The sequence below is a fragment of the Guyparkeria sp. SB14A genome (assembly GCF_005096345.1).
GTDB lineage: Bacteria > Pseudomonadota > Gammaproteobacteria > Halothiobacillales > Halothiobacillaceae > Guyparkeria > Guyparkeria hydrothermalis.
Window position 1 is genome coordinate 15,065 of record NZ_SWAW01000004.1, and the last position, 19,668, is coordinate 34,732.

The 19,668-nt window shown below is 68.7% G+C and carries 17 protein-coding genes and 1 other RNA gene; 1 reads left to right on the forward strand and 17 read right to left on the reverse strand.

Going from position 1 to position 19,668, the window contains the following annotated elements:
• Positions 1–8: 8 nt before the first annotated feature.
• From FAZ79_RS02650 to rnpB, 15 genes are all read right to left on the reverse strand, one after another.
• Positions 9–824 carry a cell division protein FtsQ/DivIB gene (locus tag FAZ79_RS02650; RefSeq protein ID WP_136866372.1) on the reverse strand — a complete coding sequence of 272 codons (816 nt, stop codon included), beginning with the start codon at positions 822–824 and terminating at the stop codon, positions 9–11.
• On the reverse strand, positions 824–1,816 hold the full coding sequence (locus FAZ79_RS02655) for a D-alanine--D-alanine ligase (protein ID WP_136866373.1): 993 nt from the start codon (positions 1,814–1,816) through the stop codon (positions 824–826). The genes FAZ79_RS02650 and FAZ79_RS02655 overlap by 1 nt, the downstream gene beginning before the upstream one ends.
• On the reverse strand, positions 1,813–3,249 hold the full coding sequence (murC, locus tag FAZ79_RS02660) for a UDP-N-acetylmuramate--L-alanine ligase (RefSeq protein WP_247709472.1): 1,437 nt from the start codon (positions 3,247–3,249) through the stop codon (positions 1,813–1,815). Before murC ends, FAZ79_RS02655 begins: the two co-directional genes overlap by 4 nt.
• Entirely contained in the window at positions 3,249–4,379 is a 1,131-nt protein-coding gene (murG, locus tag FAZ79_RS02665; protein ID WP_136866374.1) for an undecaprenyldiphospho-muramoylpentapeptide beta-N-acetylglucosaminyltransferase, read from the reverse strand. The genes murC and murG overlap by 1 nt, the downstream gene beginning before the upstream one ends.
• Positions 4,376–5,632 (reverse strand): putative lipid II flippase FtsW, encoded by a 1,257-nt coding sequence (ftsW, locus tag FAZ79_RS02670; RefSeq protein WP_136866375.1) that lies wholly within the window; start codon positions 5,630–5,632, stop codon positions 4,376–4,378. The genes murG and ftsW overlap by 4 nt, the downstream gene beginning before the upstream one ends.
• Positions 5,629–7,095, reverse strand: coding sequence for a UDP-N-acetylmuramoyl-L-alanine--D-glutamate ligase (gene murD / locus FAZ79_RS02675; RefSeq protein WP_136866376.1), 1,467 nt, complete (start codon positions 7,093–7,095; stop codon positions 5,629–5,631). Before murD ends, ftsW begins: the two co-directional genes overlap by 4 nt.
• Positions 7,095–8,177, reverse strand: coding sequence for a phospho-N-acetylmuramoyl-pentapeptide-transferase (mraY, locus tag FAZ79_RS02680; RefSeq protein WP_136866377.1), 1,083 nt, complete (start codon positions 8,175–8,177; stop codon positions 7,095–7,097). The genes murD and mraY overlap by 1 nt, the downstream gene beginning before the upstream one ends.
• Complete coding sequence (gene murF, locus FAZ79_RS02685) at positions 8,158–9,612, reverse strand: UDP-N-acetylmuramoyl-tripeptide--D-alanyl-D-alanine ligase (RefSeq protein ID WP_136866378.1); 1,455 nt, start codon at positions 9,610–9,612, stop codon at positions 8,158–8,160. Before murF ends, mraY begins: the two co-directional genes overlap by 20 nt.
• On the reverse strand, positions 9,609–11,126 hold the full coding sequence (locus tag FAZ79_RS02690) for a UDP-N-acetylmuramoyl-L-alanyl-D-glutamate--2,6-diaminopimelate ligase (RefSeq protein WP_136866379.1): 1,518 nt from the start codon (positions 11,124–11,126) through the stop codon (positions 9,609–9,611). Before FAZ79_RS02690 ends, murF begins: the two co-directional genes overlap by 4 nt.
• Position 11,127: 1 nt before the next feature.
• Entirely contained in the window at positions 11,128–12,138 is a 1,011-nt protein-coding gene (locus FAZ79_RS02695; RefSeq protein WP_136866380.1) for a penicillin-binding protein 2, read from the reverse strand.
• Positions 12,138–12,908 carry a hypothetical protein gene (locus FAZ79_RS02700; RefSeq protein ID WP_136866381.1) on the reverse strand — a complete coding sequence of 257 codons (771 nt, stop codon included), beginning with the start codon at positions 12,906–12,908 and terminating at the stop codon, positions 12,138–12,140. The genes FAZ79_RS02695 and FAZ79_RS02700 overlap by 1 nt, the downstream gene beginning before the upstream one ends.
• Positions 12,905–13,165: a cell division protein FtsL gene (ftsL, locus tag FAZ79_RS02705; RefSeq protein WP_136866382.1), complete on the reverse strand. Its 261-nt coding sequence runs from the start codon at positions 13,163–13,165 to the stop codon at positions 12,905–12,907. The genes FAZ79_RS02700 and ftsL overlap by 4 nt, the downstream gene beginning before the upstream one ends.
• Positions 13,162–14,085 carry a 16S rRNA (cytosine(1402)-N(4))-methyltransferase RsmH gene (rsmH, locus tag FAZ79_RS02710; RefSeq protein ID WP_136866383.1) on the reverse strand — a complete coding sequence of 308 codons (924 nt, stop codon included), beginning with the start codon at positions 14,083–14,085 and terminating at the stop codon, positions 13,162–13,164. The genes ftsL and rsmH overlap by 4 nt, the downstream gene beginning before the upstream one ends.
• Positions 14,082–14,534, reverse strand: coding sequence for a division/cell wall cluster transcriptional repressor MraZ (gene mraZ, locus FAZ79_RS02715; protein WP_136866384.1), 453 nt, complete (start codon positions 14,532–14,534; stop codon positions 14,082–14,084). Before mraZ ends, rsmH begins: the two co-directional genes overlap by 4 nt.
• A gap of 356 nt (positions 14,535–14,890) precedes the next feature.
• Positions 14,891–15,247, reverse strand: an RNA gene (rnpB, locus tag FAZ79_RS02720) — RNase P RNA component class A.
• Positions 15,248–15,441: 194 nt separating this feature from the next.
• Between rnpB and FAZ79_RS02725 the strand changes: the two genes are divergently transcribed.
• Complete coding sequence (locus tag FAZ79_RS02725) at positions 15,442–16,614, forward strand: hypothetical protein (protein WP_136866385.1); 1,173 nt, start codon at positions 15,442–15,444, stop codon at positions 16,612–16,614.
• A 341-nt stretch (positions 16,615–16,955) separates the two neighbouring features.
• On the opposite strand, the gene FAZ79_RS02730 is transcribed toward FAZ79_RS02725, so the two are convergent.
• The gene (locus tag FAZ79_RS02730; RefSeq protein WP_156574744.1) at positions 16,956–17,279 is read right to left on the reverse strand and encodes an H-NS histone family protein; all 324 of its coding nucleotides are present in this window, start codon (positions 17,277–17,279) and stop codon (positions 16,956–16,958) included.
• 499 nt (positions 17,280–17,778) lie between these two features.
• Positions 17,779–19,266: a flagellar hook-length control protein FliK gene (locus tag FAZ79_RS02735; RefSeq protein WP_169303540.1), complete on the reverse strand. Its 1,488-nt coding sequence runs from the start codon at positions 19,264–19,266 to the stop codon at positions 17,779–17,781.
• Positions 19,267–19,668 lie beyond the last annotated feature (402 nt).

Sequence of the window (19,668 nt, forward strand, 5' to 3'; positions counted from 1 at the left end):
CCCTGCTGTCAGTCTTCTTGGTTTGTTGTCTTGTCGTTCGTGTCGCTGTCCGCCTCGCGCCAGGCCACGGCAAAGCCGTTGCTGTAGCGCAGATCGATGCGTTCGACCCGGTCCATCTTTCCGGCCAGCGTGTCCGGGTAGACGTCCAGCAGCCGCTGCAGGCGCGCCTCCAGTGACTCCTGCCCGGTGTGAATCACCGCCCCGGAGGCGAGCGCGAGACTCAGCGAGCCGCGCGGGCTCATGGTCACGCCGGAAAGCTCCAGTCCGACCGTGGCCAGTACCGGCTTCAAGCTGGTGTAGCGCTCCCAGACCGTCCATTGACTGCCGGTCGGCCCGGCCAGCCGGGGGAGGCTCAGATCGACCGGTCGTCGCTCCGGGGCGAACACCGCGCCCGAGGCGCTCAGCAACCGGTCGCCGTTCCAGGCGGCGATCGGCTGATGCGTCTCGAGGCTCACCAGCAGGCGATCCGGCCACTGGCGCGTGATGCGCACCTCGGTAAGCCAGCCATCGGCCAGCAGGCGCTCGCGCATCGCGGCGATGTCGACCGACCAGATGCCCTGCCCGAGCGCGGGCCAGAGTTCCTGCTGCACCCGCTCGGCGGTGACGAAGCGGTTCTCCCCCTCGACCACCAGGCCCGCGACCGGCGATTGCAACTTGAGCCAGACCCGCTGCGAGACCAGTGCCACCGCAGCGACAAAGGCTAGCCACAGGCCGATTCGCCACGCCCAGCGCAGCGCCACCCGCAGCCCGGACACGAACGCCGTCCAGCGCTCGTGCCAGCTCGGCCCACGTGGCCGGACCCGGGAGGCTCGTCGCGTTGCCATCAATGCGCTCCATCAGCCGACTCACCTCCCGTGAACGCCCCGACCAGGTGGGCCCGGTTATCAAGGGTCTGCTCGAGAATGGCGAGGCACAGCTCGGGAAAGTCCATGCCCACCGCGCGGGCGGCCATGGGCACCAGCGAATGGCTGGTCATCCCGGGCACCGTGTTCACCTCGATCAGCCAGTGACGCCCCTCGGCGTCACGCATGAAATCCACTCGGCCCCAGCCGCGCGCACCGATCAGGGCGAATGCCCGACGCGCCGCCGCGGCCAGCCGGGCCTCTTCCGCCTCGGCGAGACCGCAGGGGATCCGGTAGCCGGTGTCCTCGGCCTCGTACTTGGCCTGGTAGTCGTAGAAGGCGTGCTCGGCACTCGCCTCGATCCGGATCGCCGGCAGGCTCCGCTCGCCGAGGATCGCCACGGTGTATTCGCCGCCGTTGACGAACTGCTCGACCATCACCTCCCCAAAGGCGGCCGCCTCGCGGAATGCAGTCTCGATGCCGTCCGCGTCGTCGACCTTGCTCACGCCCACGCTCGAGCCATCGGCGGTGGGCTTGACGATCACCGGCCAGCCCAGTCGTCCGGCCGCCTCGCGCGCCGCGGCCAGATCGCCGACCACCGCGAAGGCGGGGGTATCGAGCCCCGCGCCCTGCCAGATGCGCTTGCACATCACCTTGTCCATGCCGATCGCCGAGGCGGCCATACCGCTGCCCGTGTAGGGCACCTCGGCCAGCTCGAGCAATGCCTGGACCTGGCCGTCCTCGCCGCCGCGGCCATGCAGGGCGATGAAGACCCGGTCGATGCGCTCGTCGATCAGTCGCTGGCCGAGCCCGCGGGCACCGGCCTGGTCGAGGTCGATGGCGATCGCGTCCACGCCGCGCGAGACCAGCGCCTCGTGGACCGCCCGGCCGCTAGCGAGGGAGACCTCGCGCTCGGCCGACCAGCCGCCCATCAGCACCATCACGCGGCCCAGGTTGTCTGTGCGATCGCTCATGACCGATCCCCCCAGCGTTCCAGCAGCAGCCCCGGCAGACTGCCGACGTTCCCCGCACCGAGGGTCAGCACGATGCCGTCTTCCCGGACCATGTCGTCGATCACCTCGGCCACCTGCGCCGGCTCGGCAACGAACACCGGATCGACCTGGCCGCGGGCACGGATCGCGCGGGCGAGACTGCGCCCGTCGGCCCCGGCGATCGGCTGCTGCCCGGCCGCGTAGACCTCCATCAGGATCAGCTGGTCGACCTGCGAGAGCACCTCGACGAAGTCCTCGAACAGGTCGCGGGTGCGGGTGTAGCGATGCGGCTGGAAGATCAGGAGCAGCGGCTCGTCCGGCCAGGCATCGCGCACCGCCGCCAGGGTCGCGGCGACCTCGCGCGGGTGGTGGCCGTAGTCGTCCAGCAGCATGCGCCGACCGTTGGGGAAGGCGAGCGTGCCGCGACGCTCGAGCCGGCGCCCCACGCCCTTGAAGTTCGCCAGCGCCCGGACGATCGCCTCGCCCTCGACGCCGAGATCGTGCGCCACGGTGATCGCCGCCAGGGCGTTGAGGATGTTGTGCCGCCCCGGCATCGCCAGGCGGCAGTGCCAGGACTCGCCGCCCGGCAGACTGACGTTGAAGCTCGACTCGAAGCCATCGCTGTGGATATCGGTGGCGCGCACGTCGGCCGGCGCATCGATGCCGTAGGTCAGCACCTGGCGACCGACCCGCTCGACGATGCTCATGGCGTGATCGTCGTCGGCGCAGAGCACCGCCAGTCCGTAGAACGGCAGGTTGTGCAGGAACTCGACGAAGTGATCGAGCAACCGCGAGAAGTCGTTGTCGTAGGTCTCGAGGTGGTCGGCGTCGATATTGGTGACCACCGCCACGTGCGGCTGCAAGTGCAGGAAGGAGGCATCCGACTCGTCGGCCTCGGCGATCAGGTACTCGCCCCGACCCAGGCGCGCGTTCGAGGCACTTGAGAGCAGCTTGCCGCCGATGACGTAGGTCGGGTCGAGGCCCGCCTCGGCCATGATCGCGGCCAGCAGCGAGGTGGTGGTGGTCTTGCCGTGGGTGCCGGCGACCGCCAGCCCGATGCGAAACCGCATGATCTCGGCGAGCATCTCGGCGCGACGCACCACCGGCATGCGCCGCTCGTTGGCCGCCACCAGCTCGGGGTTGTCCGCACTGATCGCGGTGGAGACCACCAGCACGTCGGCCCCGGCGAGGTTCTCGGCGGCGTGACCGATGAACACCTCGATGCCCAGCTCGCGCAGGTGGCGCACCGCCGGCGATTCGTTCATGTCCGAACCGGAAACCACGAAGCCCAGCGTGTGCAGCACCTCGGCGATACCGCTCATGCCCGCCCCGCCGATACCGACGAAGTGCAGGTGGCGCACCTTGCGCATGCGCACCTGGGCGACCGGGGCAAAATCGGCTGTCACTGCGTCCATTACCGGCCCTCCCCGGATTGGTTGTCTGGAGTCTTGCCCGCGACCACGTCCTCGCAGATCGCCGCGATCCGCGCGGTGCTGTCGGGTACGGCCACCTCGCGGGCACGTGTCGCCATGTCGAGCAAGGCGGCACGATCGGCCAACAGCGGGCCGAGCAGGCGAGCCAGGGTGTCGACGTCGGCCTCGCGCTGGTTGAGGAGCCGGGCTGCACCCTGATCCACCAGCCAGGCGGCGTTGAATCGTTGGTGATCGTCGACGGCGTGCGGGAACGGGATGAAAAGCGCACCGATACCCGCCGCCGCGATCTCGGCGACGGTCATGGCCCCGGCCCGGGCGATGACGAAGTCCGCCCAGCCGAAGGCCTCGGCCATGTCGTCGATGTAACCGGCCACCTCGTGGCGGCTGCCGACGCCCCAGTCGGCCATCTCGTAATGGCGACGCGCCGTCTCCAGGTGGCGGGGGCCGGCCTGGTGACGAACGACCAGATCGGCTTGCTGGCTGATCCGTGCCAGGGCCTGGGGCACCGACTCGTTGAGCGCCTGGGCGCCCAGGCTGCCGCCGAGTACCAGCACGCGCACCGGGCCGTCGTGATCCTTGAAGCGGCTGCCCGGCGCCGCTAGGGCCGCGATCTCGGCACGCACCGGGTTGCCCACTATCTGGCCTGACGGCAGTGCCTTGCCGAAGGCTCTCGGGTAGGCGGCCAGCGTCACGCGGGCCAGCCGGGACAGCACCCGGTTGGTCAGCCCGGCAACCGCGTTCTGTTCGTGGATCACCAGCGGACGGCGCAGCAACCAGGCCGCAAGCCCGCCCGGGCCGGCGGCAAAGCCGCCCATGCCGATCACCAGCGCGGGCCGGTGGCGACGCAGGAGTCGGCCGGCCTGCCAGACGGCATGCAGCAGCCGGAACGGCGCGGCCAGCCGGGTGGACAGGCCCTTGCCACGCAGGCCACCGATGGCGAGGTAGTCGATCGGGTAGCCGGCCTCCGGGACCAGACGGGACTCGATGCCGCGCTCGGTGCCCATCCAGCGGATGGTGTAGCCGCGCTCGGCCAGCATGCCGGCCACTGCCAGTGCCGGTAACACGTGCCCGCCGGTGCCACCGGCCATGACGTAGATCACCGCGCGGCTCATCGGGTCACCTCCCGCACGTCCTCGATGCCGGCCTCGGCCATCGCCCGGCTGGCCTCGTGATGCACGCGCAGGATCAATCCCATGGCGAGCAGCGTCGCGACCATCGCCGACCCGCCGTAGCTGATCAGCGGCAAGGTCAGTCCCTTGGTGGGCAGGAGCCCCATGTTCACGCCCATGTTGATCAGGGTCTGCATGCCCACCCAGGTGCTGATGCCCCAGGCCAGCGCCGCACCGGTGTAGTGCTTCACCGCCCAGGCCATCCGCGCGATCACGAACCCGCGCCAGACCAGCACCCCGTAGAGCCCCAACAAGGCGATGACGCCGAACAGGCCGAACTCCTCGGCGTAGACGGCGAAGATGAAATCGGTATGCGCCTCGGGCAGGTAGGCGAGCTTCTGCACGCTCTCACCCAGCCCGCGACCGAACAGGCCGCCGGTGCCGATGGCGATCAGGGCGTTGACCAGCTGGTAGCCGTCGCCGAACGGATCGGCAAACGGGTTGGAGAACGACAGCAAGCGGTCGACCCGGTACTGGGCCGAGAACACGCCGACGATGGCCAACGCGCCGCCGGCGGCGATCAGCATCAGCATCGTCTGCAACTGGGCACGCATCAGCCAGGCCATGGCGAACAGCGTCGCGCCGAGCACTACGGTATTGCCGTAGTCCGGTTGGAGCAGCAGCAGGGTCGAGGCCAGCATGATCACGGCAACGGGCGCGCCCATGCCGCGGATGCGCGTCTGCACCTTGTCCAGGTGCACGCCGAGATAGGCGGCCATCCAGACGATCATGCCCAGGCGGGCGAACTCGCTGGCCTGCAGCCGGACGAAACCCAGATCGATCCAGCGCGTCGCGCCGTTGACGGTGTGCGCCACGCCGGGGATGAACAGCACGGCCAGCAACAGCAGCGATGCCAACAGGATCAGGTTCCGGAGCGCGACGAAATGACGCAGCGGCATCATCATCAGCACCACCATCGCGACCAGTCCGACGCCCACCGCACCCGACTGGCGAATCAGCAGACCACGGCCGGCCGCGCCGGAATCGCCCATGCCGAGCGTGGCCGAGGCGACCATCACCAGGCCGATCGACAGCAGGGCCAACAGGGCAATCAGGAACGACCGATCCACGGAAACGCCGCTGGTGACGTCCGCCGCCGCATCGATCGGGCGGCGGTCAGCCAGCCATTGCAGTCCCTGCTGGCCGGCCCGGCCGACCCACTGCCATCCGCGGCTGTTGAGTTGCCACAGGCTCATGAGGCCACCTCCGCCGATACCGGCGCGGCGACGTCGGCCGCGTCGCAGACCGTCTCCGCGGCCCGCGCGAATTGCTCGCCGCGATCGGCGTAGCCACGGAACTGGTCGAAGCTCGCGCAGGCCGGCGACAGCAGCACGACCACCTCGCGACCGGCCGAGACCCGCGCCGCTGCCAGCTCGGCCGACCAGCGCACGGCCTGCTCCAGCGAATCGCAGCGCGCCGTGGCCGGGGCGTTGCCGGGGCAGGCGTCCAGCGCCGCCTCGATCCGGTCGGCATCCTCGCCGATCAACGCCACACCGAGGGCATGGGTCTTCAGGGCCCGGGCCAGTTCATCGAAGGACTGTCCCTTGGCCTGGCCACCGACGATGACGACCTGACCGGCGATGCCGGCGGCAGCCAGCCCGTCGATCGCGGCGATGGCCGCCCCGACGTTGGTCGCCTTGGAATCGTTGATGAATCGAACCTCGCCGCCGTCGACCGGCCAGCGGCAGACCACCTGCATGCGGTGCGGCAATCCGGTGAAATGCGCGAGGGCTTTCCGCAGGGCCGGCCGATCCAGCGCGGCCCGGCCGACGACAGCCTCGACCAGCGCCAGGGCGGCCAACGCGTTGAGCCGGTTGTGCGCGCCCGGCAGGGCCAACTCGTCGCCGCGGACCAGCACCTGGTCATCGCGGCAGAGCGATTCACCGTCGACATCGAGGTAATAGCGATGCTCGCCGGTCAAGGCCGGGTTCTCGTCGCTGGCGGAGAAGGTCACCAGCCGGCCGTGACAATCGGCAGCCATGGCCCGCACCCGGGCATCGTCGAGATTGATCACGGCCGTCTCGGCGTGGACCAGGATCTTTTGTTTGAGGGCGGCGTAGGCCTGGATCGACCCGTGGCGGTCGAGGTGATCGGCACTGACGTTGAGCACGGTCGCGGCGCGAGCTCGGATGGCGGCCGGCTCGCAGGCCTCGAGCTGGAAGCTCGACACCTCGAGCACCAGCACGTCGACCGGATCGGCCAGCAAGTCCAGTGCCGGGGTGCCGTAATTGCCGCCGATGCCCACGCGTTGGCCCGCGGCCGTCAGCAGTTCGGCTGTCAGGGCCGTGACCGTGCTCTTGCCGTTCGAGCCGGTGATCAGCACGTAGGGCACGGTGGCCTCCCGCAGCGCGACGGCGATGTCGCTTTCCACCGCGATGCCGCGGCGAGCCGCCTCGGCCAGCAGGCCGGCAACCGGTTCGGCGGCCGGATCGATCCCCGGGCTGAGCACGATGCCGTCGAGGCCACGCAGCGCCTCGGCATCGAGCAGGCCGGCACCGAGCTCGCCCTCGACGACGGTGCCCGGACCGAACGACTCGATCCAGCGCGCCCGCGGGGCGTTCGCACCGCGGGTGTCGGCGGCGACGAACGGCTCACCGCGACGGGCGAAGAAGCGCCCCGCGGAGAATCCAGTCTGTCCCATGCCGACAATCAGTTTCATCAGCGCACCTTCATCGTTGCCAGACCGATCAGCACCAGGATCACGGTGATGATCCAGAAGCGGACGATCACCTTCGGCTCGGGCCAGCCCTTGAGCTCGAAGTGATGGTGGATCGGCGCCATGCGGAAGATCCGACGGCCGGTGAGCTTGAAGGAGGCGACCTGCAGCATCACGGAGACGGTCTCGAGCACGAAGATGCCGCCCATGATGAACAGCACGATCTCCTGGCGGACCATCACGGCGACGATGCCCAGCGCCGCGCCCAGCGCCAGCGCGCCGACATCCCCCATGAACACCTGCGCGGGATAGCTGTTGAACCAGAGAAAGCCGAGCCCTGCCCCGACGATCGCCGCGCAGAAGACCACCAGCTCGCCCACCCCGGCGATGAACGGCAACCCGAGGTAGTTGGCGAACTCGTAGTGCCCGGTCACGTAGGCAAACGCGCCCAGCCCGCCGGCGACCAGCACGGTCGGCATGATCGCCAGGCCGTCGAGACCGTCGGTGAGGTTAACCGCGTTCGAACTGCCCACCACGACGAAGTAGGTCAGAATCACGAAGCCGAAACCCAGCGGGATCAGGGCGTCCTTGACCAGCGGGATCAGGAGGCTGGTCTCGGCCGGGCTCTCGGCGATGGTGAACAGGAAGACGGCGGCGAGCAGCGCGATCACCGACTGGCCGAGGTACTTCCAGCGCGCAGCCAGGCCGTCGCTGTTGCGTCGCGAGAGCTTCAGGTAGTCGTCCCAGCCGCCGATCAGGCCAAAGCCCATGGTGGTCAGCAGCGCGACCCAGACGTAGACGTTGCCGAGGTTGCCCCACAGCAGCATCGAGATCGCGATCGAAATGAGGATCAGCGCCCCGCCCATGGTCGGCGTACCCGCCTTGGCCAGGTGGGTCTGCGGGCCCAGTTCGCGGATCGGCTGGCCGGCCTTGACGCTCTGCAGCCAGCGAATGACGAACGGACCGATCGCCAACGAGATCAGCAACGCCGTGGCCACGCCCAGCATGGCGCGGAACGTGAGGTATTCGAATACGCCGAAGAAGCTGGCGTATTGGGTGAGCCATTCAGTCAGCCAGAGCAGCATCTCGCCCTCTCCCTGTCGATTCGTTGCCGGTCCCCGGCGCGATGCCGATCTCCCGTTCGAGGTCCTCGCGGACCCGCTCGATGTGCATGAAGCGCGACCCTTTGAGCAACACGGTCACCGGCGCCTCATCGGTGGCGGCCAGTCGCTTTCGTAGCGCGGCGGTTGCCGACCCACTGTCCTCGACCACGTCGATCCGGGTGTCGAGACCACCGGCGGCCTGGAAGCCCGCGGCGAGCGCCGCGGCCCCCGGACCGACCGCGATCAGACCGCGGAGTTCCTGACCCGCGGCGAATTCGCCCAGCTGACGGTGCAGGGCCTCGGACTCGTCGCCGAGCTCGCCCATGCTGCCGAGGACGGCAAATCGCGCCCCCGGCCGGCCGGCCAGATAACGCAGGGCGGCGCGCATCGATTCGGGGTTGGCGTTGTAGCTGTCGTCGATCAGCGACCAGCCGTTGGCCAACGCCACCAGCCCCATGCGGCCCGCCGGCGCCCGGAAACCCGCCAGACCGGCGTTGATCGCCTCCACCGAGGCGCCGGCGAGCCGCGCCAGGCCGATGGCGGCCAGCAGGTTGACGGCGTTGTGTGCCCCGGGAATCGGCACAGGGAGCCGCTCGAACAGCGGCTGACCGCGCTCGGTCACCGACAGTTGATGGCCCGACTCGTCGTACTCCCCGAGCCAGGTCGCCCATTCGCGATGGCGGTCATCGAGGGTGAAGGTGTCGGCGTTCGGGGCGGCCTTCAGCCATTGGTCGGCGCCGTTGGAATCCAGGTTGATCAGCGCCCGGGCCGAGGCGGGGCGATGGCGGTAGATCTCGCCCTTGGCCTCGATGATCCGCTCGACCGACCCGAACTCGCCCACGTGGGCGCGCCCGGCCATGGTGACCACCACGATGTCCGGGGCGGCCAGTTCGGTCAGGCGGGCAATCTCGCCAACATGGTTCGCCCCCATCTCGACCACCGCGAACTGCGTTTCGGGGGCCCAGTCGAGCAGGGTCAGCGGCACGCCGATGTCGTTGTTGAGGTTGCCGCGGGTCGCGGCGGTGGGGCCGATCTGGCCCAGCATCGCCGCCAGCAATTCCTTCACGGTGGTCTTGCCGCTGCTGCCGGTAATGCCGATCACGGTCGGGTCGACCGCCTCGCGCCAGCGCCGGGCCAGCCGTCCCAATGCCGCGAGCCCATCGTCGACGATCAGCTGCGGCAAATCGCAATCGGCGATCTCGCGTTCGACCAGCGCGGCGACGGCGCCCTGCTCGCGTGCCTGGTCGAGGAAGTCATGGGCATCGAACTTCGGCCCCTTGAGGGCAACGAACAACCGACCGGTGAGATCGGCGCGCGTGTCGGTGCCCACCCCGGCAATCGGCAGGGCCCCGTCGGCGGTCTCGGCCAACCGCGCCTCGGCCCAACGAGCGATTTGATCGAGCGTGGCCCGGATCATGCCGCCACCTCCCGGGCCTGCTCGCGCACCACCAGCCGGTCGTCGAACGGCCGAACCTCGTCGCCGATCTCCTGTCCGGTCTCGTGCCCCTTGCCGGCCACCAACAGGCAGTCGCCGGGGGCACCGTCGGCAAGCCGGCGGATACCGGCGGCAATGGCCTCGCGGCGATCCACCACCCGTTCGACCGCCTCGGGGGCGCGCATACCGGCGACGATCGCCTCGATGATCGCCTCGGGCGATTCGCTGCGCGGGTTGTCGCTGGTCACGATCACCCAGTCGGCCAGCCGTTCGGCCACCTCGCCCATCAGCGGGCGTTTGCCGGCATCCCGGTCGCCGCCGCAGCCGAACACCACGCCCAGCCGGGCGCCTTTCGGCAACCCGTCGCGCAGGCTGGCGAGCACGGTTTCCAGGGCATCGCTGGTGTGGGCGTAGTCGACCACGGCAGTCATGCCGCAGCCGACCGTGAAGGTCTCCATGCGCCCGGGCGGGGTCTTGAGTCGACCGACACGCCGCGCGAGGGCGTCCAGGGTCTCGCCCACCACCAGCCGGGCGGCCAGGGCCGCCAGCAGGTTCTCGGCGTTGAAGCGTCCGGCCATCGCGGCCTCGAGTTCGGCTCGCTCGCCCGGGCCGCTCACCGACAGGCGCATCCGGCCGGCCTCCGGCGCCTCGAGTCGACCGTTCAGGCAAGGCTGGCAGTCCGCCAGCGCGGCCGATGCGCCCAGCGAGAAGCAAAGCGTCCGGGGGGCATCCTCCTGGGCGGCGAGGGTCTCGAGCATCCGACGGGTTGCCGACTGGTCCGCGTTGAGCACGGCCTGGCGCACACTCGGCAGGGCGAACAGACGGGCCTTGGCACCCAGATAGGCCTCGATGTCGCCGTGGTAATCGAAGTGGTCGCGACCGAGGTTGGTGAACACCGCGGTGCGAATCGGCAGGCCCTCGACCCGTCCCTGGGTCAGGGCATGCGAGGAGACCTCCATGACGATCTCTCGCGCGCCCTCGCGGACCAGCTCGCCGATCAGACGCCAGTTCTCGATCAGCCCGGGGGTGGTGTTGGTGGTCGACTGGTACTCGACCCGCGGTGACCACAGCCCCCAGCCCAGCGTGCCGATCACGCCCACCGGTTCGCCGTCGAGGCCGATCAGCCCGGCGATCAGGTGAGTGACGGTGGTCTTGCCGTTGGTCCCGGTCACGGCGGTAATCGAGACCGCCTCGTGCCCCCAACCGTTGGCCTGGATGATCAGATCGGCGATCGCCTCCTCGGGGCGGTCGAGCAGCATCACGCCCTCGGCCGGGGACAGACCGGCACCGATCACGCCGGCGGCCCCGCGCGCCAGGGCGTCCGCCACGAAGCGGTCGGCGTCATGCGACTGGGTTTCGCGGGCATAGAACAGCGTGCCGGCGTCCAGGTCGCGGCTGTCGTCGCTGATCGCCCGGACCTGTCGGTCCGGGGCGCCGGCATGCCGAAGCGCGGCGATTTCTCTCAGGCCGATCTCGGGAAAGGTCACGCGCGCCATGTCAGCCGGCCTCCCTGGATCGAGTGGACTCGGCCACTGCCGGGGCCACCGCCGGCGGCCGGTCGCCGGCGATCTGCCCGGCGGGCAGTTCCGGCAGGTTGTCCGGTCGGATGTTGAGCATCCGCAATGCCCCGCTCATCACCCGTTGGAAGACGGGCGCGGCGACGTCGCCGGCGTAGACCTTGCCGGCATTGGGGCGATGCAGGACGACGACCAGCGCCAGGCGCGGATCGCTTGCCGGGGCGACGCCGGCGAACACGGTGTTGTAATCGGTGCGCGAGTAGCCGCCCTTGCCGAGGCGCCGCACGGTGCCCGTCTTGCCGGCGACCTGGAAGCCGGTCACGGACGCCTTGGGCGCGGTGCCGGTCGGCGAAACCACCGAACGCAACATGCCGACCACGCGATCGGCCACCTCGGGCTCGAATACCGCGCGGGTATCGGGGGGACCGTCCTGGCGCAACAGGCTGGGAGCGACGTATTGCCCGCCGTTGGCCAGTGCCACGTAGGCGGTCGCCAGCTGCAGCGGCGTGACCGCCAGCCCGTAGCCGTAGCTATGCGCGGCGGTATCCGCCACGCGCCAGTCGCGCCACAGGCTCAAGGAACCGGAGGCCTCGCCGGGGAAGCCCACCCCGGTCACCTGGCCGAAGCCCAGCCCCCGGTAGGTGTTCCAGATGACCTGGGCGCCGAGATCCTCGGCCAGCATGCTGGCGCCGACGTTGCTGGACTTCTCCAGCAGGCCGGTCATGTCCAGCGTGCCGTAATTGCGGTGGTCATGAATGGTGAAGCCGCCCACGCGGCGGTAGCCGGGGGCGGTGTCGAGGGTGTCGGAGGGTTTCCATCGGCCGCTGGCCAGCGCGGTGGCCACGGTGAAGGGCTTGACCGCCGATCCGGGCTCGAACTGGTCGACCACGGCGTGGTTGCGGGTGACGCTGGGATCGATGGAGGCGCGGTTGTTCGGGTTGAACGATGGCGCGCTGGCCATGGCGAGCACCTCGCCGGTCGCGACGTTCATCAGCGTCGCCGACCCGGCCAGGGCGTCGTGTTCCTCGACCGCGCGCGCGAGTTCCCGGTAGGCGAGGTACTGCAGGCGGCGGTCGATCGACAGCGCCAGGTCCTGTCCCGGCCGGCGGACTGGATGACACCGAGGTCGGCGATCTCGCGGCCATCTCCGTCCTTGAGGATGCGGCGCTTGCCCGGGGTGCCGGCCAGCAGTTCATCGAAACTCAGCTCGATGCCGGCCAGGCCCTCGTCGTCGATATTGGCAAAGCCCAGCAGCGGCGCGGTGACGTCGGCGGTCGGATAGAAGCGCTTGTATTCACGCTTGAGGCCCACGCCCGGCAGCTTGGCCGCGCGCACCGCCTCGGCAAGGCTCGGGCGGACCTGGCGCGCGACGTAAAGGAAACGGCGCGAGCCGTATTCGCGCACCCGCCGCTGCAGCTCGGCGGCCGGTTGATCGAGGATGGTCGCCAGTCGATTGACGGCATCCGGATGGGCGCCGATCACCTTCGGGTCGATCCAGATCGCGTGCATGGCCACGCTGATCGCCAGCGGCTCGCCGTGACGATCGGTGATCATGCCGCGATGCGCGGCGATCGTCTGGACGCGCTGATGACGATCGCCACCCTGCTCGGCGTAGAAATCCCGCTCGGTGACCTGCAACTGCACCGCCCGCCCGAGCAGCACCACGGCCGCGGCCGCGAACACCATCAGCACGACGCCCGCGCGCCAGCGTACGCCCAGCCAGGAGGCCCAGCGGGTGATGAATGCCCAGGCCGCCCTCATCGGAACACCACCGTGATCTGGTCTTCGGCCGGCGGCAGCATGCCGAGCTCCTCGGTCGCGATCCGCTCGATCCGACCCTGCGCGGTCAGCGTGCCCTCCTCGAGCTGCAATTCGGCGTAGGTGCCCTCGAGACGCTCAATGCCGTCACGGGCCACGGCAAGCTCCTGGGTCAGCCGGCGATCCTCGGCCACCAGCATCACCACCGCGAGCGCGCTCGCGACCACCAGCATCAGCAGAAGAAAGTTGACCGCCCTCATGCCGCACGCTCCGCGACCCGCATGATCGCGCTGCGCGCCCGCGGGTTCCTGGCGGTTTCCTCGCGGCCGGCGCGGATGGCCTTGCCGATCTTCTTCAACGCCACCGCGCCGACCGGGTTGCCGAAGAAGTCCTTGCCGGCGGTGCTGTGATCGCGGATGAAACGCTTGACGATCCGATCCTCCAGCGAATGGAAGCTGATCACGACCAGGCGACCACCCGGCGCCAGATGCTCGAGCGCCTGCTCCAGTGCTTGGGTGATCTCGTCGAGTTCCTTGTTGATATAGAGCCGGATGGCCTGGAAGGTGCGAGTGGCCGGATGCTTGTTGGGATCGCGCTTCGGAATGGCCGCGACGACACAGTCGACCAGTTCGTTCGTCCGGGTCAGCGGGGCCTGCTCGCGGCGGGCGACGATGCTCGCGGCAATCCGGCGGGCGAAACGCTCCTCGCCAAGCCGGAACAGCACGTCGCGGATCTCCTCTTCCTCGGCGACCGCCAGCCAGTCGGCCGCCGACGGCCCGTGACTCTGATCCATCCGCATGTCCAATGGTCCATCGAAACGGAACGAGAAACCCCGCTCGGCCTGGTCGAGCTGCGGCGAGGAGACGCCCAGGTCGAACATCACCCCGTTTACCGGCCCGTCGATTCCGTGCGCGGCCAGGGCCTCACCCCAGCCCGAGAAGGCCGACCGGATGAACGAAAAGCGCGGGTCCTCGTCGGCCAGCCGACTGGCGTACTCGGCCGCCTCGGCATCGCGATCGAAGCCCACCAGGCGCCCCTGGGCCGACAGCTTGGCCAGGATCGCCCGGCTATGGCCGCCGCGACCGAAGGTGCCGTCCACGTAGGTGCCCGCCGGGTCGGTGACCAGGCAGTCGACCGCCTCGTCGCGCAGCACGGTGTCGTGGCTGGCATCGACCGTCATAGCGACAGGGTCTCCAGGGCCGTGGGCAATTGGTCGTCCTCGTCCGACTGATCGAGGAAGTCTTCGGTCATCTGACTCCACAGCGGCTGCGACCAGAGCTCGAGCTTCTTGCCCTGCCCGACCAGCACGGCCGGCTTTTCCAGCTTCGCGTGGGCGCGCAGCGCGGGAGGGATGACGATGCGACCGGCGGAGTCGAATTCCACCTGGGTGGCATGACCGATCAGCATGCGCTTGATGCGATTGGCGGTCTTGTTGAACGACGGCAGGGCGTCGATCTGCTTTTCGATCTCGAGCCAGGTCGCCAGCGGGTAGATAAGGAGGCAGTGCTCCTGGGTATCGATGGTGAGGATCAGTTGGTTGTCATCCTGGGCAAACGCCTCCCGGTGACGCGTGGGCATGGCCAGGCGTCCTTTGGCGTCGAGATTCAGGTTGGTGATGCCCCGGAACACTTTTTCCCACTTTTTCCCACTTTTCTACACCTGCGCGCACTATAGCCCCACCCAACAGGGCGATCAAGCAAATGGCGGGATTTTTCTTTTGACCACAAGGAGTTAGCCGACAAAGAAACAGAAAACGGGACCCTGTTTTCAGATAAAAACAGAGGGTTACCACGCATAGATAACAAAGCGCACGAGGATGCGCGGGGCCGCATTCGGGCCGCACGGGAATGCCGGTGGGGGAAAGTGGGAGAAAAATCGGGTACGGAGGGGCGACGTGGGGGCGAGCGTTCCTGACGTGACGTCAGGGCGTCGATCCGCCGCGTCGGCCGACGGAAACGGGATCGTTCCGCCGGAAGCACGAAATGGGGTGGAGTCGGCCGGTAAGCCGGGTTCTGTCGTGGATTGCCATTCATCTGGGCGCGACGTCACCGTCGCGCTCGAGCAGCCTACCCGGGAACAGCGCGGGCCACGCCATCGTTCCCCTATTTGGCCTTGCTCCCGGTGGGGTTTACCGTGCCACGACGTGTTACCACGCGTGCGGTGCGCTCTTACCGCACCCTTTCACCCTTACCTGTACCACCTTGCGGTGGCCATCGGCGGTCTACTCTCTGCTGCACTTTCCGTCGACTCGCGCCGCCCAGGCGTTACCTGGCACCGTGCCCTATGGAGCCCGGACTTTCCTCGACGCCCGCTAGGGACGCCGCGACAATCTGGCCAACTCCGGCGGCGGAGTATAAAGAAACCGCAGCCCGTGTCGAGCATGCCGGGGCACGTGCCATTAGCAGCGGTGCAGTCCGGTAGACTTGTCGCCACCCATGCAATCCACCGGACCGCCGCCGAACGACACATCGGGTCCACTCGGCCAAGACGACCCTTCCCGGCATCATCCGACAACACAACCGCGACGAGCCCAGCCATGCCGCAACCGCTCCCCCCTGACCTCGACCGCCTGCGCGACCAGATGACCGATCCCGCCGCCAGCGCCGTGGACTGCGACCAGGCCACCGGCGTGATCGACTGGTTCTACGACCAGGCCTGGCAGGCCGACCGCCTCGAACGCGAACAGATGCCCTGGCTGCTCGACTGGATGCGCCGCTGCCACGACCCGCGCCGCTTCGAGATCGGCGACGGTCTTGCCGTGACGTTGATCGGCGAGGGTCGGCTCGAGGAGGCCGCCGCGCTCGCCCAGAGCCTGCTGGCCGAGGCCTGGGACCCGGGACTGACCCATACCCTGGCGCTGGCCCTGGCCGCGCGGGGCGAGGTGGCCGAGGCGATCGACCGCCTGAGCGAGCTCGTCAATCATCCCGAGTTTGCCGCGCTGCCGCCCGAGATCGCCACCCAGGTGCACCTGGATCTGGCCACGCTGCTGCGCCGTCAGGGCAGCCTGTTCAAGGCCGTTCGACCCCTGACTGACGCGGTGGAAACCGCCGCGCGCTGCGACGAGCCGGCCTGGCTCGAGCAGGCGGCCGAGATGCTGATCGAGCAATTGGTCGAACAGGGCGGTGCCGAGGAGGCGGTCGAGATCCTCTCCCCCCACCTCGACGACAACCGCCTCGGGTTGTGGCGGCGGGTGCTCGACGGGCTCGGCGGCCACCTGGACCCCGCGATGCGCGAGCGTGGCCTGGCCCTGATGGTCGAGGCAGGCGACTATCGCACCGTGCTCAACCGACTCGTCGACCAGGTCGGCGATGACCCGCAACGCCTACGACTCGCGTTCACCGCCGCGCTGGCCTTGCGAGCACCCGCCGAGGTGACCTGCCCGCTGGCCGCCCGACTGCTGGCCAGCGACGCCGCCCGCCAGGAGGAAGGCGCGCCGCTGATCGCCGCCGCGTCGGTGGCCGTCGCCGAAACCCAGGAAGAAAAAAGCCACTCGCAGGCCAAGTGGCACCGGGATGGCGTGGTGCAGTTAATCAGTGTGGCAAAGCACCACGGCATCCTGGAAGGGGAAATCCGCGAATGGGCGGAAAAGGAAGGGCTTTATCACGAACACGGCGTGATCGACCGCGCCGCGCGACACTGCCTGGAGAAAATCGACAAGCCACCCGAATGGCTCGTCAAACGTCTTGGGCAGGAAGGCCGAGGCAATTAAGGAAACTCTGCACGATTTTATGGCACCTCTGGCTCGCGGGTTTGTTCGCAATCAAGGCGCCGGACCGAAGACGGGCTCATTGCCCGTCGAGGGACGGCAACGACGAGTGCGCGCAAACCCGCAAGCCCCATCCGGGCGGACCTCCAAGGGCCCATCTGCGGCGTTGCAGCCCTAGTAAAGGGCCCACGGCCCTTCACGGCGGACTGCGCCTTGCATCTGGGCCCTTGGAGGTCCCGCAGAGACGTCATCAAATCGTGCAGAGTTTCCTTAAAAAAAGGCCCTGCCGTTCGGCAGGGCCTTCTCGATTCGTGCCATTCCGGTCATCGACCGGAATCGACAACTCAGATGCGGAAGTCCTCGAGCTTCTTGCCCTTGTTGAGCTCGTCGACCAGCCAGTTGGGGCGCTTGCCGCGGCCGGACCAGGTCTGCGACGGGTTGGCCGGGTTCATGTACTTGGCCGGCAGTTTCTTGCCCGCCTGCTTGCTGCCCTTTTCCAGGCCAAAGATATCGGCCACGGTGGTGTTGAGCTCGTTGGCCAGGGCCTCGGCCTCGCGGCGCAGCTCCATCACGCGTTGCTTGCTGCGCTCGCGCAGGGCCTGCTCGGCGTCATTGACCAGCTTCTTGAGTTCGTCGGCCGACAGATTCTTTACGTCGAATTGGCTCATCTGGATAACTACCCCCGAAAAAATAATGGGCGAAAACGTAATGGGCGGAATGGGATTCAATCGAATCGACATTCTCTCCGGAGAAAGCCGCGCATTCCATGGCCCGGCCCGATACCCCGGAAATCTAGCCCATTAAATCAGACCGGTCAACGCCCCGGGAGATAAAACCCGTTGAATAGAAAGATCACTCCCGAGCCCATTCGGCTCGTCAACGTTGATAACGCCCATGTTTCTTCGAACCCCACACACACGAAAACGCATCCCGAATTATTTCCAAACGGCAACAACCACCACTCGAACGGGCAATGACCGCAGGGGCGCGAATCAAAAAAGGGGCCGCCAGGCGACCCCTTGGAAAAAACCACCCCGCGCATGCCAACTCGGGTAAATCACCCCCCGGCCAAGTCAACCCGAAGAAACCCACCTGGCTCGGGACGGCGTGTATTGCACGCCGCCCCCATCACCGGACTATCTTCCGCTCGAGTCGCCCCGGGGCGCGTCAGGCAAACAGGTCGAGGACCAGACGCCCGGCGCCTCGATCATCGCTGCCATCCGCCCCGTCAGCACCGACGGCGGCCAGTTCGGCCGCATCCGCATCACCGGACTGACCGGCGCCCCCGCCGGCCTCGCCCGTGTGGGACTCGCCACCCTCGTCGGCATCGGCCAATTGCTGGCCGAAGTCGCTTTCCTGACCAAGATCGACCTCGACCTCGCTATTGGCAAGGCCGGCCTCCTGCAACCATTCCTTGAGGCGAGGCAACTGCTGTTCGAGCAGGCCCTGCGCGGTGGCGTTGGTGGCCGTCAGTGCGATGCGGGTCTCGTCTCCCTGGGTCTCGATCGCGATCTTCAGCGGCCCGAGATCGGCAGGCCGCAGTTCGATACTCGCCTTGGAGACCCCCTTGCCGACCATCCACTGGATCTGCTGGCCCAACTGCGCCGGCATCTGGGGGTTGGGGGTACCGGCCGCCGCCTGCCCGGTGAAGATGCCCGAGCCCGGCGCGGCGCTGGACGTCATCGACGCGGGGCTGCCAGCCAGACCGGTGGTGGCATTCGGGTTTCCACTCAAGGCGGACTCCGACTCACCACGCGGGGCACCCTGCCCCTGCAACCCGTTGAGTGCCGACCAGCGAGTCAGCGGGGCGCGCTCGCGTGCCACGGTACTCGCCTCGCTGCCGGTCAGGCCCAGCGCGGCACTGACCGGCCCGCCGGTCCAATCCGCATTCCGGGCCGACTCGGCGCCGGCGTTACCAGCCAGCCGCACGGACTCGTTCGACCCGGCCGCACGACGCCCCGTTTCGGCAAAGCGCCAGTTCCCGTCCCAGCCGGCTTGCCCATCGCCACGAGACGCCGCCATGCCGCGGGCCGCCCGAACCTCGCCACCGGCAGCCGCCTGGGCCCGCTGCAATGCCTGCTCCAGTGCCTGCATCTGCCCCAGGAGGCCGGCAGGCATCGCGGAGGCATCGCCGGCGCGGCCGCCCTCGAGCTCGGCCCGGGCATCGACCAGACCGTCACGCAGGCTCGCCAGGCGATCCATCAGGCCCTCCAGCGCAGCGGGCGCTTGCGCCTGGTCCGTGCCGAACGACTGCCTGAGGCTTGCCAGTGCGTCGGTCAGTGCCTCCACCTCGGCCCCCAGTTCGGCCATTGTTGACGACGTCCCGGCCGTCGATTCGCGCGGCGCCTCACCCTCGCCACCAGCTTGGCCACCATGTTGGCCACCCAGCGGGCGAGCACCTTCCGCCCCCGGCCAGCCGTCGACAAACGATCGACCACCGGCCGGGTCCTCGCCGGTACCCGACACCCGACCCGCTCCCGGCCCGCCCTCGAGGCGGGCGATACGGTCCTCGAGCTCACCGACCAGATCGTCCAGCGCCGAGCGCAACGAGTCGATCCCGGCCGGCTCGGCATCCGCCCCGGCCTGGCCAGCGGACGCCCCCTTCCCTGCCGCGCCGCCCAGCGCCTCGCGCAGCTTGGCCAGCTGATCGGCCAATCCCTCCAACGCCTCGGCAAACGCCTTGCCGCCCGAGCGCCCGGGCCGCCCTTCGTCGCGGCTCCCGCCCCCTCGATCGGACCATCGGCCTTGAAACGACCGTGCGCCGAGGCCATCAGGCGGGCGAATTCCTCGCGCGACCCGCCACCAAGACCCGCGGCCAGCCGGCCGGCCTTGCCCTCGCCCGTACCGAGCAGGCGGCCCAGCCCCTCGATGCCTGTCTTGCCTTCGCCGATCTGACTCATTGCATTCCCCCTGTTCCGCCCCCGCGCGCGGCCTTGGCCGCGCCATGCTGATCCATTACCTGCTGCTCGGCCCGATCGGCACGGCGCCGGATCGAATCACGATAGCGCTGGCTCAGACGGTCGACCGACTCGTTGCGCGCATGCGCCTCGCGGGCAT

Bases quoted from the DNA above. Each gene is read 5' to 3' on its own strand.
- FAZ79_RS02650 (WP_136866372.1), bottom strand. From the start codon at position 824: ATGGCAACGCGACGAGCCTCCCGGGTCCGGCCACGTGGGCCGAGCTGG.
- FAZ79_RS02655 (WP_136866373.1), bottom strand. From the start codon at position 1,816: ATGAGCGATCGCACAGACAACCTGGGCCGCGTGATGGTGCTGATGGGC.
- murC (WP_247709472.1), bottom strand. From the start codon at position 3,249: ATGGACGCAGTGACAGCCGATTTTGCCCCGGTCGCCCAGGTGCGCATG.
- murG (WP_136866374.1), bottom strand. From the start codon at position 4,379: ATGAGCCGCGCGGTGATCTACGTCATGGCCGGTGGCACCGGCGGGCAC.
- ftsW (WP_136866375.1), bottom strand. From the start codon at position 5,632: ATGAGCCTGTGGCAACTCAACAGCCGCGGATGGCAGTGGGTCGGCCGG.
- murD (WP_136866376.1), bottom strand. From the start codon at position 7,095: ATGAAACTGATTGTCGGCATGGGACAGACTGGATTCTCCGCGGGGCGC.
- mraY (WP_136866377.1), bottom strand. From the start codon at position 8,177: ATGCTGCTCTGGCTGACTGAATGGCTCACCCAATACGCCAGCTTCTTC.
- murF (WP_136866378.1), bottom strand. From the start codon at position 9,612: ATGATCCGGGCCACGCTCGATCAAATCGCTCGTTGGGCCGAGGCGCGG.
- FAZ79_RS02690 (WP_136866379.1), bottom strand. From the start codon at position 11,126: ATGGCGCGCGTGACCTTTCCCGAGATCGGCCTGAGAGAAATCGCCGCG.
- FAZ79_RS02695 (WP_136866380.1), bottom strand. From the start codon at position 12,138: ATGAACGTCGCGACCGGCGAGGTGCTCGCCATGGCCAGCGCGCCATCG.
- FAZ79_RS02700 (WP_136866381.1), bottom strand. From the start codon at position 12,908: ATGAGGGCGGCCTGGGCATTCATCACCCGCTGGGCCTCCTGGCTGGGC.
- ftsL (WP_136866382.1), bottom strand. From the start codon at position 13,165: ATGAGGGCGGTCAACTTTCTTCTGCTGATGCTGGTGGTCGCGAGCGCG.
- rsmH (WP_136866383.1), bottom strand. From the start codon at position 14,085: ATGACGGTCGATGCCAGCCACGACACCGTGCTGCGCGACGAGGCGGTC.
- FAZ79_RS02725 (WP_136866385.1), top strand. From the start codon at position 15,442: ATGCCGCAACCGCTCCCCCCTGACCTCGACCGCCTGCGCGACCAGATG.
- FAZ79_RS02730 (WP_156574744.1), bottom strand. From the start codon at position 17,279: ATGAGCCAATTCGACGTAAAGAATCTGTCGGCCGACGAACTCAAGAAG.